General features: G+C 55.3%; 13 protein-coding genes. 3 read left to right on the top strand and 10 right to left on the bottom strand.

Annotated features, from left to right (window positions below; genetic code table 11):
- Positions 1-44: 44 nt before the first annotated feature.
- The 5 genes from BK816_RS00720 to BK816_RS00700 all read right to left on the bottom strand — a co-directional run bounded on the left by BK816_RS00720 (position 45) and on the right by BK816_RS00700 (position 5,041).
- Positions 45-1,118, bottom strand: coding sequence for a hypothetical protein (locus tag BK816_RS00720; RefSeq protein WP_071163465.1), 1,074 nt, complete (start codon positions 1,116-1,118; stop codon positions 45-47).
- 177 nt (positions 1,119-1,295) lie between these two features.
- A complete protein-coding gene (locus tag BK816_RS00715) occupies positions 1,296-2,300 on the bottom strand; it encodes an alpha/beta hydrolase fold domain-containing protein (RefSeq protein WP_071163464.1) in 1,005 nt (334 codons plus the stop codon).
- A gap of 47 nt (positions 2,301-2,347) precedes the next feature.
- A complete protein-coding gene (pheA, locus tag BK816_RS00710) occupies positions 2,348-3,379 on the bottom strand; it encodes a prephenate dehydratase (protein WP_071163463.1) in 1,032 nt (343 codons plus the stop codon).
- Positions 3,372-4,175, bottom strand: coding sequence for a glycosyltransferase (locus BK816_RS00705; RefSeq protein ID WP_071163462.1), 804 nt, complete (start codon positions 4,173-4,175; stop codon positions 3,372-3,374). Before BK816_RS00705 ends, pheA begins: the two co-directional genes overlap by 8 nt.
- Entirely contained in the window at positions 4,175-5,041 is an 867-nt protein-coding gene (locus tag BK816_RS00700; RefSeq protein WP_071163461.1) for a DUF5926 family protein, read from the bottom strand. Before BK816_RS00700 ends, BK816_RS00705 begins: the two co-directional genes overlap by 1 nt.
- Before the next feature lie 170 nt (positions 5,042-5,211).
- Between BK816_RS00700 and murJ the strand changes: the two genes are divergently transcribed.
- On the top strand, positions 5,212-7,098 hold the full coding sequence (gene murJ / locus BK816_RS00695) for a murein biosynthesis integral membrane protein MurJ (RefSeq protein WP_156981951.1): 1,887 nt from the start codon (positions 5,212-5,214) through the stop codon (positions 7,096-7,098).
- An 84-nt stretch (positions 7,099-7,182) separates the two neighbouring features.
- Here murJ and BK816_RS00690 read toward each other — a convergent pair whose 3' ends face one another.
- From BK816_RS00690 to thrC, 5 genes are all read right to left on the bottom strand, one after another.
- A complete protein-coding gene (locus tag BK816_RS00690; protein ID WP_071163459.1) occupies positions 7,183-7,593 on the bottom strand; it encodes a low molecular weight phosphatase family protein in 411 nt (136 codons plus the stop codon).
- 165 nt (positions 7,594-7,758) lie between these two features.
- Complete coding sequence (locus BK816_RS00685) at positions 7,759-9,132, bottom strand: uracil-xanthine permease family protein (protein ID WP_236842336.1); 1,374 nt, start codon at positions 9,130-9,132, stop codon at positions 7,759-7,761.
- Positions 9,133-9,311: 179 nt separating this feature from the next.
- A complete protein-coding gene (locus tag BK816_RS00680; RefSeq protein WP_071163457.1) occupies positions 9,312-9,749 on the bottom strand; it encodes an ACT domain-containing protein in 438 nt (145 codons plus the stop codon).
- Complete coding sequence (thrB, locus tag BK816_RS00675) at positions 9,749-10,678, bottom strand: homoserine kinase (RefSeq protein WP_071163456.1); 930 nt, start codon at positions 10,676-10,678, stop codon at positions 9,749-9,751. Before thrB ends, BK816_RS00680 begins: the two co-directional genes overlap by 1 nt.
- A complete protein-coding gene (thrC, locus tag BK816_RS00670; protein ID WP_071163455.1) occupies positions 10,665-12,305 on the bottom strand; it encodes a threonine synthase in 1,641 nt (546 codons plus the stop codon). Before thrC ends, thrB begins: the two co-directional genes overlap by 14 nt.
- Before the next feature lie 86 nt (positions 12,306-12,391).
- On the opposite strand from thrC, the gene BK816_RS00665 reads away from it, so the two are divergent.
- Together BK816_RS00665 and BK816_RS00660 are read left to right on the top strand one after the other, a co-directional pair.
- Complete coding sequence (locus tag BK816_RS00665) at positions 12,392-13,768, top strand: homoserine dehydrogenase (protein ID WP_071163454.1); 1,377 nt, start codon at positions 12,392-12,394, stop codon at positions 13,766-13,768.
- A complete protein-coding gene (locus BK816_RS00660) occupies positions 13,765-15,099 on the top strand; it encodes an aspartate kinase (protein ID WP_071163453.1) in 1,335 nt (444 codons plus the stop codon). The genes BK816_RS00665 and BK816_RS00660 overlap by 4 nt, the downstream gene beginning before the upstream one ends.
- The last annotated feature ends 26 nt before the right edge of the window (positions 15,100-15,125 follow it).

Here is a 15,125-nt window from a genome sequence, read left to right as displayed (position 1 = left end):
TCCCCTCAGGAAGCGGCTGCCACCTATGCACCTACGGAAGCCTCCTAACGCCATTTCAGTTTCGGGCAGACCTCTTTCATCAGGCCGTCTTTGTCGGTTTTGACCGTCAAAGATAACTGGTTAAAGCCCGCATCACTGATCTTGCGATAAAACTTAAGGTGTTCAGTTGGTAAGGAAATTTTCTGCTTCTTACTGGGCTTCAAAGGATAGAACTCTACCTTTTCACCCAATAGTTGACGACTAGCCCAAGTAAGCAGAAGGGGTAAGGCCCGCAGTAGAGTGGAAGCTTGCCGATCAACTAAAAGAAGCAGTACTTCGTCTTCAGCCGGGTTGAATTTGGTCCCGGGAAACTCAAGATAAACAGGGTGCAAGGTGTCATCAAACATCGCTTCTTGCTCAATGCTGCCACCAGTCTGGTCAAGAAAGAGGAATCCCCAATGACGCTCGTCAAGGTCTGCTAAAAAGCCGTCGGGATCAAAATCTGAGATGCGACGGAAACCTTGCTGGCTGAACAAAAGATCACGGTATTTCTTCCGCACCTTTGCTTTCTTTTCGTCATTTTCAGGGTAGTTAATCATCTCGTTTCTAAGCTCTGTGAGCTTATGCTGCCCGAACCAGAAGTTTTCTCCTCTGGGGCAGGCTAAAGATAAAACTTCTAGCAGGGTGTCTCCGTCCTCGACATAGCCTGCGGCAGTTCGATAGAAATATCCGGCTGCAATCGGGGTGGAGTCAGTTAGCGGAAAGCTATCTGAGAGTTTAACTTTTGATGCCCGGGAGCCTTCCTGTTCTAACCAGCTAAGTTCTTTCAGCGCTTTTGGAAAATCTTCTTCTGGAATGGACTCTTCGCGCAGTTTCCTTAGCAGTAAGCTCAAGGAATCACGACGCACATCCATCCCATCAGGTTGCGTCAAAGTCCAATAGACTAAACCATCCGAATCCGAAGCAACTTTGAACCGCAAAGTGGCATCACCAAAGGCCAAAACCGGATTATCAACGGAAAAATCCGCAATATTCACCCGCAAACAGCGCTCAAAATGGAACTGCGGATAATAAGCATTCAGGCATAAGCGTGCTGCCAAACTAGGAAACTCTGCAACCGTTGCCGCGATTTCTTCCACGAATTCACTCCTAACCTGATCTTCTACTAGCTAGCGAGACTAAGTAAATACCAGCGCTACCAGCCTGGGATAGATAACTGAGCAGATCCGGTTCTCTCCAGTGAGCAGGGCAGAACCCCTAGCTAAATAGAATCCCTAAGTAAAAGGTTAATAAAACTAAATTAAATTATAGTTTAACTAAAAAAAATCGCCAATTTTACGCCAAGCCACTTTCGATTCAGGCAAGAAACGGAAGAACACCGGCCACACGTGGATCATCATTTGGGCACTGTGGAACGTTACGTCCACTCCTTCAGAACGCATTGCCCTAGCTACTTGTACCGCATCCGAGAAAAGCAGTTCGTGTCGGCTCGCCAAAATCATGGTGCGTGGCAGACCGGTAAAGTCTGCATTCACCGGGGAAATATAAGGGTCGGCAGGGTTGGCCTTCCCGACATAAAACTCCCCCACTGGGAAATGGCCCGGCTGCCCATCTGCCGTACCAAAAATCGGGTCAATCCCCGCATTCACCTGGTACGAGGCGCCCTCGGCCAGCAAATCAGTCCAAGGTGACAGCAATACTAGCGCCCCCGGCAAATCCGCGCCCTCGTCCCGCAACTTTAGAGCTAAAGCCAAGGCTAAGCCGCCACCCGCGCTATCGCCGGTCACCGCAATCTGACTGGGGGCAAAACCTTGCGCTACCAGCCAGTTAAACGCATCCACCGCGTCATTGAGCGCTGCCGGGTAGGGGAACTGTGGAGCGGTGCGATAGTCCAAAGTCAGAACCGGCACCCCACCAGCAGCCGCCGAATAATCGTAAGCTGCCTGGACATATTGCCAAGACAGACCGAAGACATAACTTCCACCATGCAGGTGCAAAATCGCCCGAATCTGCCTTGGAAATTTTTGGCCCACCTGGTGCGTGGTCACATCGAGGAGGTCATATTGTACGGCTAAGCGCTCTGGTTGTAGCCAATAGGCCACGCTTTGGGGCAAAGTGACAGTTTCAACCTGGTAACCCACCTTCGCTTTAAATTGGGAGTGAGTCCAGGCTTTCTCCGCCGCCTTATTGTTGAGCGTGGCGGCCATGCGGTCCCGCCCCTCCCATTTTTTGGGCACATAAGCACGGGTGACGTTGAACAGCAGACGTCCAGGCAGGGAAACTTTAGGAGCCTTGGATTTCTTGGCTGGTTGCTTGCTCATGACTTCACGCTCTCCTATCGTTTGCTGGCCGAGGACGCCCGCTGCTTTCAGTCTTGGGTTAGCAGGCTTTCGACCCAGGCGGTGGCAGCTTCAAAGGCGCTGTCTTCTGTCCCGGTTTCAACCGTATTAGGCTTGGCGTCGAACCGGGGGTAGGAACCGACAAAACGCACCTGGGGGCACGTGCGGTGCAAACCGGTCAGAGCGGCTTGAACCCGACGCTCGGCAATATGTCCCTCAATGTCGACGCTAAACTCGTAGGTCCCTAGGCGACCACCGCCAGGACGCGATTCAATGCGCGAGAGGTTCACTCCGCGCGCGCTGAACTGCTCGAGCATATTCAACAAGGCGCCAGCCTCGTTGTCGGGCAGACGAACCTGAACGGTGGTTTTATCTGCCCCGGTGGGAGCCGGGGTGCGACCTGGACGGGAAACTAGAACGAAACGAGTCACCGCATTGGGATTATCCGCGATGCCGTCCGCTAAAGTCACCAAACCGGGAGTTTGAGCAGCTACCGCATTACAAAGGGCGGCTTCGAAGCCGGGGTAACGATCCTCGGTCAGCAAATTGGCGGCAGCCGCAGTAGAGGTAGCGGGCACATGGGTAGTCCCAGGGAAATGATCCTCGATCCAGTTACGGCACTGGGCCCAAGCGTGTGGGTGGGTGCCCACGCGACGCACCTGCTCTGGCTTAATGCCTTCTCGCACCACCAGGCAGAAGTCGATCGGGATGGCAGTCTCGCCCACAATCTGCAAAGGTTCACCGTGGACCAAAGCATCCAAGGAGGCATTAACGCCACCTTCGACCGAATTCTCCAAGGGGATCACGGCCCGATCAGCTTCGCCCTCACGCACCATCTTCAGCGCCTGGCCCACATCCCGACAAGGCAAAAGCTTCAAGCCGGTAGCGGCCTCGATTTCTTCGGGCTGGTTGGAAGTGATGGTAACGCCCTCGGCCTGCAAAAACTGGCGCAAAGCTAGTTCCGTAAAAGTCCCAAAGGGGCCGAGGAAGGCGTAGCGAGTGGCGGCAGTTTTCACGGATGTCTGGGCGGCGCTAAGTTGAGCCGCTGGCGTCTCAGTCATGTTTTCCTTCGAGCAGTCCTAGGACTTGATAGATTTCGTGTTTCTGCTGCCGGCTGGCAGCTTCCCGATATTGGGATGGTTTTAAGCGGTTTCGTTTAAAGAAATGTTGCCCCACCGCTAGGGCCACATCCTTGTACTGCGACAGACGGTGCCCCCACCCGGGGAAATTGCTCTTCAGGTGAGTCATTTTGGTGGGCACCTCAATCACCGCGTAGCCGGCCGTGACTAGGTCGATAATCATGCCGACTTCGACTCCCCAACCGTAGCTGAACGGGAGAACGTTTTCGGCGGCCTCGGGCGAAAGACAGCGCTGCCCGGAAAGTGGCTGATGGCAACGCCAACCGGTGGCCCGCGAAACCGCCCAGCGAGCTAGGCGGGTGACGAAACCGCGGCCACCACTGGTAGCCTCGCCTTCATTGTCGGCCACGGCCAGGTCGGCGCCTTGGCGCACAGCCTCAACCAGCATCAAGCAGGAAATGGCGGATTCACCAAGGTCGGCATCCAAGTACAGGAGCATACGTCCTCGGCCATTAGCCGGGTTACGCATGGCCACGACCTTGAGGCCGGTTTCCATCGCCGAGTGTTTGCCTCGGTTCATGGAATGGCGAACCACCACCGCGCCGGCCGCCCGCGCCACCTCCTGGGTGTCGTCAGTGGAGCCATCATCGACGACCACCACCAAGTCCACTCCAGGAATGGCATGGCAAGTACGGACGGTTGCGGCGATAACGGTGGACTCGTTGTAGGCGGGGATCACCACCGCCACTTGATCACCGAGGTCGCCTTGCTGGGTCATCAGCGCAATGAGATTTGACGCGAAACTAGGCCGGCACGAGCGCCACGCTGAGCTGGGGTCAACGGGGTGTCGTCAGCAATCGCAGCGGTTAGCTTCTTATCGAGTTCGGCGGCAGCCTTTTCGAGGTCGGCAGCTTCGGTGCGCTCTTCCATTTCGAAGACCGGCACCAGCAAACCACAGGTACGGAAAGCACCAATGAAACGGGTGCCTTCACCGAGGTTGGCTTCACCGCGGTCCTTCAAGCGGGCCAAAGCGTCAAATAGGCGGCTTTCGGATTCGGAGCGAACCCAACGCACGAAGTCATGGTTCATGCGGCACCAGAAAGCGGAGTCAGTGCCTGGCACTAGAGCCGAGGGGACAGCTTCTTCCGCGGCCTGACGCAAAGCGGTCTGGACATCTTCTTCTTCCAACTTGGCTGGGTCTACCCAGAAGTCGAAGCTTTCAGTTACCTGGAAGTCAAGGGCGTCACCCTCAAGGACGTCCTGCAAACGTGGGCCGGCATCGCGTGGGTCGAAACCTTCGAGTGCCTTGCCTTCCTCGAGCTTCTGTGCGCTAGTGAGCGCTAGGCCGAGGTCGTGCGAGTAGTCTTGGGTGTTGGCGTTGGTGCGCAAGGCAACCAGTACCTGGCCATCGGTCCGCTTCATGGCGGGGATACCTTCTGGCAGGTAGGAAACCAACAGAATTTCTTCGTTGCCGTGTTCGGCATTGGTCTTTACTTTGAGGAAACCCGAGGGGATGAAATCGCGCAGGGCGACCAACTGGGTTTCGTAGCTGAGGCCTTCAAAGGGACGGGCCACGAATGGAATCGGAGCGCGCTTAACTTTGGCGGCTTTGGACGGATCATATTTACGACTTGCTTTTCCCATAGCCATAAGATTAGCGCAGGTGGGCTGGTTACGGGCAAAAATTTGGGGCTAAATTTGTGGAAAAATGTAGTTTTTTGCCACATTTACCAAGCTTGGCCGGCCCTAACGGTTAAAGTGGTGGTAGTAATTGTCATTTTTCTGCCGATTTTTCGCCCGAAAAATGGCTGGTTTTGGAAGTTAAGGACGATATGGAAAACGAGTCTCGTGCCACGCGCGGCCCGCAAACTGGTGCCATTTTGATGGATCAGGGTTTACAGGCCGGACCAGACGTCGCTGACCTAAGTGCTACCGGCGAGTTCGAAGCCCTGCTGGAAACCGAAGGTAACGGGGTAGATGGCGATTTTGCTGCCCAGTCCCTAGCCGAGGGTGGTGCCCAAGCTGCCGGAGCCGAATCTGAAGGCAAAGAGGGTGGCCAAGCCATTAACGTGGTGAAGTCGTCGATGACAATTGCCGCCGGCACGATGACCTCCCGTATTCTTGGTTTCGTCCGCGGTGCCTTATTGCTGGCCGTGCTTGGCGCTGCCGGTGTGCAGGACTCTTTCTCGGTGGCTAATAACCTGCCGAACCAAATGTATGGTCTGTTGGCCGGTTCGGTGATTTCGGCTGTCCTTTTGCCCCAGATTGTGCGCGCTTTTGCCCGCCCAGATGGCGGCCATGACTATGTGCATCGCCTCTTGACTTTAACTGGGGTGGCCCTGTTTGTGATGACCGTGGTGATGACCCTCGGGGCTTCGGTGGTGGTCACGATTACCTATCCGGGTTTGGCCCCAGCTACCAGGCTTTTGGCGGTCACTTGGGCGTACTGGTTCATGCCCCAGATTTTCTTCTACGGGATGCAGTCCGTCCTCGGCCAGGTACTTAATGCCCGCGGGCATTTCTGGGAGGCTGCCTGGTCCCCTGTGATCAACAATGTGGTGTCCATTGCCGGTCTGTTCTATTTTGTGGCGCTTTATGGTTGGGCTCCCAAGGGTTATTTCGATCCTGCCTCTTTGACTGCTAACCAGATTTTGGTGATTGCGATCCCGACGACTTTGGGGATCGTCTTGCAGGCGGTGGCTTTGATTTGGCCGCTCAAGGCCAGTGGCTACCAGTACAAGTTCACCTGGGGTTTCCGCGGCTATGGTTTGGGTGAGGCCTTTAGAGTGGCTGCCTGGACCATGGCTTCTGCCGCCATTTACATGGTGTCGATCATTTCGGTGCAAATGTTGGCTTCGGCTGCGGAAGGTTACGCGGTAGCCAATAATCTGGTGGTGGCTGGTCCGGCGGCTCGCGCTAATGCTTTCACCATTTACATGCTCCCCCACTCGGTGATTACCGCTTCGGTGGCCACGGCCTTGTTTGCCAAAGTTTCGCGTTATGCCGCAAACGGTGACGATAAGGCAGTGCGCAACGCCCTCGAATCTTATGTCCACCAGGTTTCGTCGGTAGCCATGTTCTTTGTGGTTTCCCTGCTGGTGTTTGCGGTACCGATTATGCAGGCTTATGGAGCCTCGCGTTCGGCCGCCGAAATCAACGCTTATGCGGGTGTGCTTAGAGCCTACGCGCCAGGCCTGATCGTGATGGGCTTGTTCATCGTTGAGGTGGATATTCTGCTGTCCTACAACTTGGCAAAAACGGCTTTCTACGGCTATTTGGCTAAAGGTGTGGCCCTCGTTGGTTTGGCCGGTTTTGCTTGGCTAACTTTCCCGCCCACTTTCTGGGTCGAGGCCGGGGCCATGGCCGAGGTCGCTTCCTTCGTGATCGGTTCACTAGTGCTGTTCTACCAGGTGGATAAACTGCTGCCGGGCCACACTAGTGAGCTGGTGGTTCGTGCGCTGCTTAGTTCTTTGATTGCGGCAGTGCCAACTTGGCTGGTGGGCTGGACTTTCCTCACTCTGGTGGGTGAGTTCGCGGTCGGTGGCACCGCCCATGTACTGCTTGCTTCGTTGCTAAAATGCGCGGTCGGTGGCGTGTTGTGCCTGTTGGTTTACCTCACCAGCTTGTGGGTGCTAGGCGATCGCCAGGCAGTCAATCAGCTTTTGCGAATTGGCAAGCGTTTTCTTCCCAAGCGCGGCTAAGTAAGCTGTTCGTTAAGCAAACGAAGTTATGCCCGGATGCTTCCATTTTGAAGCCATCCGGGCATAACTTTTATCGTGCGGGTATTAAATGCCGTCTACTAGTTCTTTGACCTTCCAGCGAAGGTCTTCGAAAATCTTTCTAATGGTGACAATGTCTTGTCCGTCGGTGGAGGGAAGATCCCAGTGGAGCACCTTGGGGTGTTCACCGACGTCCTCGGCCTTGACTCCACCAAGAGTGACTACTACCTGGCAGTAATCCAATAGATCTTTGCCCAGTGCGAGAGGCACGATGGTGGCGAGGTCGAGTCCGTCCTCGGACATTACCTGTTCGAGCAGTTCGTCAGGTTCCTGCATCTGGGTGTTGGTGTAGGCAGCAAACGCCTCGATTTCTTTCAAATGGGCTGCATGCCGAGCGAGCAAGGCCGCGCAAGAAGCGATCCCGCCGCCGCGCGAAACGAAAAGGATCGCGGTTTTTTCATTGTCATTGCTTGTCATAGATAGTATTTTATCCCCAAACTTCTAAATGTGCCTTGCCACACTATTGAAAATAAAGTTACCCCCTGCACGTGCTCCGTTTTGGCGGCACGGCAGGGGGTAACTTACTTTGTTTACGTTAGCGCCCAAATTTTCCCAAGTGGGTTAGACACTAGTTTCCATTTCTCACTTTTCGCGGTGACGGCTACGGTACGAGGGCGATTCGAGGTCGGCACCAGCTGGGGCCGAGGCCGGCGAAGCAGCTTCGAGGTTGGTGCCGCGCCACTTGGAGATGCCACGCATCAGGTGGTAGATGACGATGGCGGCACCCGAACCAAGGGCGATCCCTTCGAAGGTGGCGCCACCGAGATTGGCGGTGAAGTTAGCAATGGCGATGACCATGGCAACTGCGGCGGTGTTGAGGTTTACCGGGTCAGCGAAGTCAACGCGGTTCTGTACCCAAATACGCACCCCGAGCATGCCGATCATGCCGTAGAGGACGGTAGCAGCCCCACCAAGTACGCCGGCTGGGATGGTGTTGATGACCGCACCGAACTTCGGCAGCATGGACAGGCCGAGGGCGAAGAGGGCGGCAACCACATAAGCGGCGGTGGAGTAAACGCGGGTTGCGGCCATAACGCCAATGTTTTCGGCGTAAGTGGTGGTACCAGAACCACCGCCGGAACCGGCGAATACGGTGGAGATACCGTCGGCAAAGAGGGCACGACCGGTAACGTCGTCAAGGTTTTCCCCGGTCATGGCGGCCACAGACTTTACGTGACCCACGTTTTCGGCCACTAGTACCAAAACTACCGGCACGAACAAACCCAGCAAGGTGGGGTCGAAAGTTGGTGCCTGGAACGATGGGGCCCCCACCCAAGAGGCATTTTCAATCGCTTCGAAAGAAACTTCCCCCGAAATGACCGCCACCACGTAGCCAATCAACACACCAAAGAGGATGGAGAGGCGGCCAATGATGCCCTTAAAGAGCACGGTGATTAGCAGAATGGACACGATAGTTACGGTGGCGGTTAGCGGAGCCTGCTTGACGTTGTTCCAAGCGGCTGGGGCTAGGTTGAAACCAATCAAGGAAACAATCGCACCGGTTACTACTGGCGGCATGAGAATGTCGATCCACTTGGTGCCAGCAAAATGCACAATCAGACCAATGATGGCTAGGGTCAAACCAACGGCCACGATGCCACCCTGGGCGAGCGACTGCTTGGCTGGATCGATCGGGGCGCCCCCACCAGCAACGTAGCCGGTGACAGCGCCGATTGGGGCAATCAAGGCGAAGGAGGAACCAAGGTAGGAAGGAAGACGACCGGCGGTGATAGCCAAGAACAAAAGGGTGCCAATGCCGGTGAAGAAAAGGGTGGTGGACGGGTCGAAACCAGTCAAAAGTGGAACGAGGAACGTAGCGCCGAACATGGCGATTACGTGCTGGGCACCGATGCCGATGGTGCGTGGCCAGCTCAAACGTTCACTGGGAAGAACTACAGCGCCCGGCTCAATCGACTTGCCGTCGCCGTGTAGATTCCATTTAAAGGGGGTGCTCATTGCGGTACCTTTCCGGTAGTCGCAGGGCATGCACAACCGGAAAACCCCGCAGGGCTAAATCCGAGGGTGGCACGTCACTGCATGTCATTAACCTCGCCGCCTAGTATACCGGCATGTTTTCACCCTAGCTTTAGTACCAACCGCCCAATAGGTCACGATTTGGCGGCAATTTAGCGGTTTTATTCCACTGACAGTAGTTGCGGCTGGTGCACCCCGGGTTGCTGTGCCAGGTCGGCCAGCACAGTTTCGAGTGGGGCGTCGGCACTACTAACGTCAACGGTCATGAGTACCGCGGCGACCTCGGCAATCGGCAGGGATTGGCTGATGGTGAGCACACTAATCTGGTGTTCCCCTAATAGGTTGAGCACTCTCGAGAGGTTGCCGGGCTGGTGGCGCACATTGAGCGAAAGTGCAGCTTTGCGTTCGGTCTGCCCTTTGGCGGGGGTGAAAATACGGTCCTTGTACTTGTAGTAGGTGGAGCGGGAAATGCCGGTCGCTTTGGTGGCAGCGCTAATATTTTCGAACTCGCCCGAGTGCAGTTTTTGGTTGATTTCCACGATTTTGTGGCAGAACTCGGGCAGCAGGGAGTGGTGGACAATCAGGTATTCACTGTTCATTACTTCGCCTCGTTTTCACCGGCTAGGTCTTCTACGATCGGCCCGCCAAGGTGGAGAGGCAGATCGAGGGCGCGCCAGTTGGCTTCCAGTCCCGCAAGGTCGACTTGTGGGCCGAGGGGCTGACCGACACTAATACCCAGGCAGGTCGAGCCCGAACCAGATACAGCCAAGGCCCCACCGGCTTGGTGGACGCGCTTGAGTAGTTCGGGCCAGTCTGGGATGAGCCGCTGACGGTATGGCTGGTGAATCTTGTCCTTGGTTAGTTCACGTAGACGTTGTGCCGCTTGGGTGGGTTCGGCGGGTAGCCCGCCCGGGCCGAGGGCGGCAATCAGTGAGATAGCCCGCGACATGGAAAAGACCGCATCTTGGACGGGGAGTTGTCGCGGCATGACAGCGCGTGCCTGCGCGGTCGGGACCGCAAAATCGGGGATGAAAGCGGTGAAGTACAACTGGTCCGACATGGGGATTTGGCTGGTAATGGCGACCCCGTCCTCGGCCACAAAACTGGCAGTCATGCCCCCGAAAACGGCTGGAGCCACATTGTCGGGGTGGCCTTCGAAGCGGGTGCAGATTTGGAAAATGTCATCGTCGCTGAGGGGCGAACCGGCAAGTTCATTGGCGGCCACGGCTCCCCCAACTAGCAGGGCGGCCGAAGAGCCAAGCCCTCGCGAAATAGGGATATCGGCCTGGAAGTGGGCTTTAACGCTGGCCTGCCGGGGGCGCTTCTCTGCGGGGATCAGTTCGCGGGTGGCCGCGTAGGCTTGGGCGAAAAGGTTGTCGGGCCCGGAAAACTCGCAGGGGATTCCGGTCAGTTCCAGCTCGTTAGAAAGGGCAACGTCGAAAGTGTTGTAGCAGGCGAGGGCCAGACCCAGAGTGTCAAAACCGGGGCCGAGGTTCGCTGATGTGGCGGGAACTTTAATGCGCAGCATTGAGCACCTCCAAGCGTTCGGTGACCACCTGGCGACCGGCGTCCTTCGGTAATTGTCGCTGGTGCAAAATCGGCAGTTTTTCAGTTTCGGCTAGGTTCGGTGGAATGGCTTCGCCGGTCAGCTTTTCGAGGGCGGATAGCGCGGCGAAAGCCTGCGCGGCCGGAAGATCTGCCGCGGGGATTTCCGTATTGGCCGGTTCCCCGGCTGGTGCGATCGCGGCCAGTACGTCGGCGGCAAACTTGTATGGCGAGGCGGTAGAAAGCACTACCGTCGGTGGTGTAGCCGGACGGGCTTGCGGCGCAGCTTGGGCGTCACGGGTTTCATCCCCCTGGGTCACATTAGCACTTCGCACCCCCTTGCCGGTTTGGGCTTCTTGGGCGGCCCGCCCTCCTTCGGCCTCGTGAGCCAAAGCGGCGTGCCAGCCTACCGCGGTGTGCGGGTCAATCAAGCGACCATGTTCCTCCCACGCCTGTTTAATCGCGTCAGCACACTGGGCCTCACTGCAGTCATAAGCCACAAAAGTTTCTTGCAATTTCGCGAGCAGTTCGGGACTGATCTGGTAGGTACCGTCCTCGGCCAACTGCTTCATTAAGCCGGCAACTAGTTCGGCGTCCCCATCGGAGGCGAGGTAAAGCAAACGCTCCAAATTGGAAGAAACCAAAATGTCCATGGAAGGCGACATGGTGGTGTAGAAAGGGCGGTTGGCGTCGTAGCGGCCGGTGCGCAAGAACTCGGTGAGCACATTGTTTTGGTTCGAGGCGCAAATCAACTGGCCAATCGGACAGCCGAGTTGCTTGGCAAAGTATCCGGCCAAAATATTGCCGAAGTTGCCGGTAGGCACGGCAAAATTGACTGCTTCGCCGGCGCGCACTACTTCGCGAACCACCAGATCCGCATAGGCCTTGAAGTAGTAAACCACCTGCGGGAAGAGTCGTCCGACATTGATCGAGTTTGCCGAAGAGAACTGCACGCCAGGGAAAGCACCAATCAGTTCGGCGTCCTCGTAGCAATCCTTCACGAGTCGCTGGCAGTCATCGAAGTTGCCCTGCAACCCCACCACTTCCACGTTATTGCCGGTGGTGGTTTGCATTTGTCGTTGTTGGACTGCCGAAACGCCCTCGGAGGGGTAGAAAACGGTAACGAAAGTGTCGGGCACGTCCTTGAAACCTTCTAGGGCGGCCTTGCCGGTGTCACCGCTGGTGGCCGTCAAAATGTACACGGTTTTTTGGCTGCCCGAGGACGCGTACGCCGTTTTTAGCAGGTGCGGCAAAATCGTCAAGGCCACGTCTTTAAAGGCGGAAGTGGGACCGTGGTACAGCTCTAGCAAATGTTGCTGGCCGAGGGCGGTCAGCGGGGTAATCTCGTCGGTGTCCCATTTGGGGCCGTACGCGCCGGTCACTGCTGCAGCAAGCTCGGCCTCGGTGAAATCAGGAAAAACGGTTCCCAAAATGGTGCGAGCAATATCTTGATAGCTTTGGCCGACAAACTGATCGGGTGAAAACTGGTTGGTGGGTAGCTGGGCGGGAACAAAAAGTCCCCCGTCGGCTGCTAGGCCTTGCACAATGGCGGTTTTTGCAGTCACCGCAGGCGCTTGTCCTCGTGTACTAACAAAGTTTTCAGCTATCATGATTACTCCTTGAACTTATTGCAAAAAAATGTTACCTTGTCTCTCAGGAATAAACAAGTGTTCACCAATCACGGACAGGAGCTGTCATGAGAATCGGTCTACTAGGACACGGTGTGGTCGGCCAAGGGGTACGTAAAATTATTGACGCCCATCAGACTTCTGCCACTGCCGCAATGTCAGTGGTTCGTATTTTGGTTCGCGACCAGTCCGAGATTACTGACGAACGCATCACCACTGACCCTGAGGAATTTTTCACCACCGACATGGACGTCGTGGTCGAATGCATGGGCGGGGTTGATAAGCCTTTTGAGTTTGTTTCACGCGCATTGTCGGCGGGCATGGGGGTGGTTTCCTCCAATAAGAAGTTGTTAGCACACAAGTACGACGAGCTTCAGGCTTTAGCCACACAGCGCCAGGTACCTTTGGCTTTTGAGGCGGCCATTGGCGGCGGTATTCCGTGGCTACACAATCTGGCTTTGACGGCGCAGGTTGATGAGGTGGAGTCTTTCCGCGGCATTTTCAATGGCACCACCAACTACATTTTGGATGAAATGTTCACGCATGGTCAGAACTTCGACGACGCGTTGCGTGGCGCCCAAGAACGTGGCTATGCCGAGGCCGACCCATCCGACGACATCGACGGCCACGACGTCAAGTACAAAACTGTGTTGACTGCCAACCGAATCTGGGGCGTTTCGGTGCCTTTAGAGCAAGTGCCGGCTTTGGGTTTACGCCATGTTGATGGGCGCGACGCTAAGTGGGCAGCCGCTCACGGTAAGACCATTAAGTTGTTGGGCATGGCTCGAGCCACGAATCAGGGTGTGATGGCTGGCGCGATGCCAGTAATGTTGCCGGCAAACCACTTGCTTGCTGGGATTCACCAGAACTTTAATTGCGCCATGGTGAACTCGAATAACTTTGGCGAGGCTGCCTACTATGGTCAAGGGGCGGGAATGCTTCCAACCGCTTTTGCCGTGGTTTCGGATTTGGTTTCCGTGCAAGCTTTGATGGTCCAAGACTCTTTTGCTTTAGCTGCTCCGGGGCGCACTGTGGTTGCCCCCATGTGGCAAGAGGCTTGGGGGCAGAATGCCTCCCCGCTGTCTCGCGAAGTAGCCAGCGTTGATCAATTAGTTTCGTCTCCAGCCCAGTCTTTGGAAGTAGCTCCAATGGATCAGTCGGCGCTGCAAGGAAAGTACTATTTGCGGCCCGAAAATTCTGAAGACTTTGACCTTTTGTGGGACTTGGTTGAGTTCACCCGACCGGAAAAACTGGAAAACGGGGCAATTTTGACTGGCGGAGTTCATTTGCCACTCTTAATGAACTCTTTGCGTCGGGCAGGTTTCACTACTGGTGTGGTTGGCGACATTAGTACATTGGTATGCGAGGTGGAGGATTCCTCCGCTAAGATGGTGGCCGATAGGGGCTTGTTCCTAGCACTAGTAGATTCTGGACTAAACGAATGATTAAGGTTGTGAAGTTTGGCGGCTCGTCGGTGGCGAGCGCTAAACAGTTCGAAAAGATCAAGGGCATTATTGAGGCTGACCCGACTCGTCAGCTAATTGTTTCTTCTGCTTGCGGTAAGACGGCGAAGGAAGATCATAAGGTTACCGACTTGCTTTATTTGACCCATGCTCACTTGCAGTATGGGGTGCCGGCTGATCATATTTTTGATCAGATTGTGGCTAAGTATGAGCGGATTAAGACTAACCTTGGTTTGGATTTGGACTTAACCGATCAGTTTGCGCAAATCCAAGCACAGATGGCTGCTGGTTGCACGGTGGATTACTTGGTTTCTCGTGGCGAATACTTGACTTCAATGCTTTTGGCCGAGTATTTGGGGGCCGAGTTCGTGGACGCCCGCGAGGTCATCGCTTTTGATTATTCCGGCGAAGTGAATATGGAAAAGTCAGCCACCCAGTTTGCTGCTCGCGTGCCAAAGGGTAAGCGCGTGGTTATCCCTGGTTTCTATGGGGCTTTGCCAAACGGTTCGATTCGCATTATGACTCGTGGCGGTTCGGATGTTTCGGGCGCTATTTTAGCGGCACTTTCCGGCGCTGATGTGTATGAAAACTGGACTGATGTTTCGGGTATTTTGGTCACCGATCCTCGGATTGTAGATAATCCAAAGCGAGTCGATTACATTACGTACGCAGAACTTCGCGAGCTCTCTTACATGGGCGCCAACGTTTTGCACGATGAGACAATCTTGCCTTTGGCTGACCAGCAGATTCCGATCAATATTCGTAACACTAATGATCCGGACAATCCGGGCACCATGATTATGAAGGATTGCTCGGAGCAGGATGAGAAGAACGCCCCAGACTACATCACTGGTATTAGCGGTAAGAAGGGTTTCTCACTGATTACCTGCGCCAAGGTGCACATGTCTAGTGAGGTTGGTGCCGTTCGTAAGGTGCTGACTGTTTTTGAACGCTACGGGGTGTCCATTGAGCTGGTTCCTGCGGGCGTTGACAATATCACCGTGGTGGTTGAGACCAAGCAGATCGAGGACCATCGTTACGAGATCATTGCCGAACTGAAGGAAGAACTGCGCCTCGACAGTATTCGCGTAATGGACAACGTGGCACTGATTGCTATTGTTGGTCGCGGCATGAGCCAAAAGCCAGGTATTTCTGGCAAGTTCTTTGCCGAGTTCGGTGCCCACGACATTAACATTCGCATTATTAACCAGTCTGCGGATGAAGTCGACATTATTGTCGGGGTGGATAACACCGATTTCGAAAAGGCCATCAGCTGCATTTACGATCGTTTCGTTCTACGCGCTGACGATTAATCTTTCGCTGCTTTTAGCTTTTCTAG

It is taken from the genome of Boudabousia tangfeifanii (assembly GCF_001856685.1).
In the GTDB taxonomy this organism is placed as follows: domain Bacteria; phylum Actinomycetota; class Actinomycetes; order Actinomycetales; family Actinomycetaceae; genus Boudabousia; species Boudabousia tangfeifanii.
This window is presented reverse-complemented; position numbering and strand designations above follow the sequence as displayed.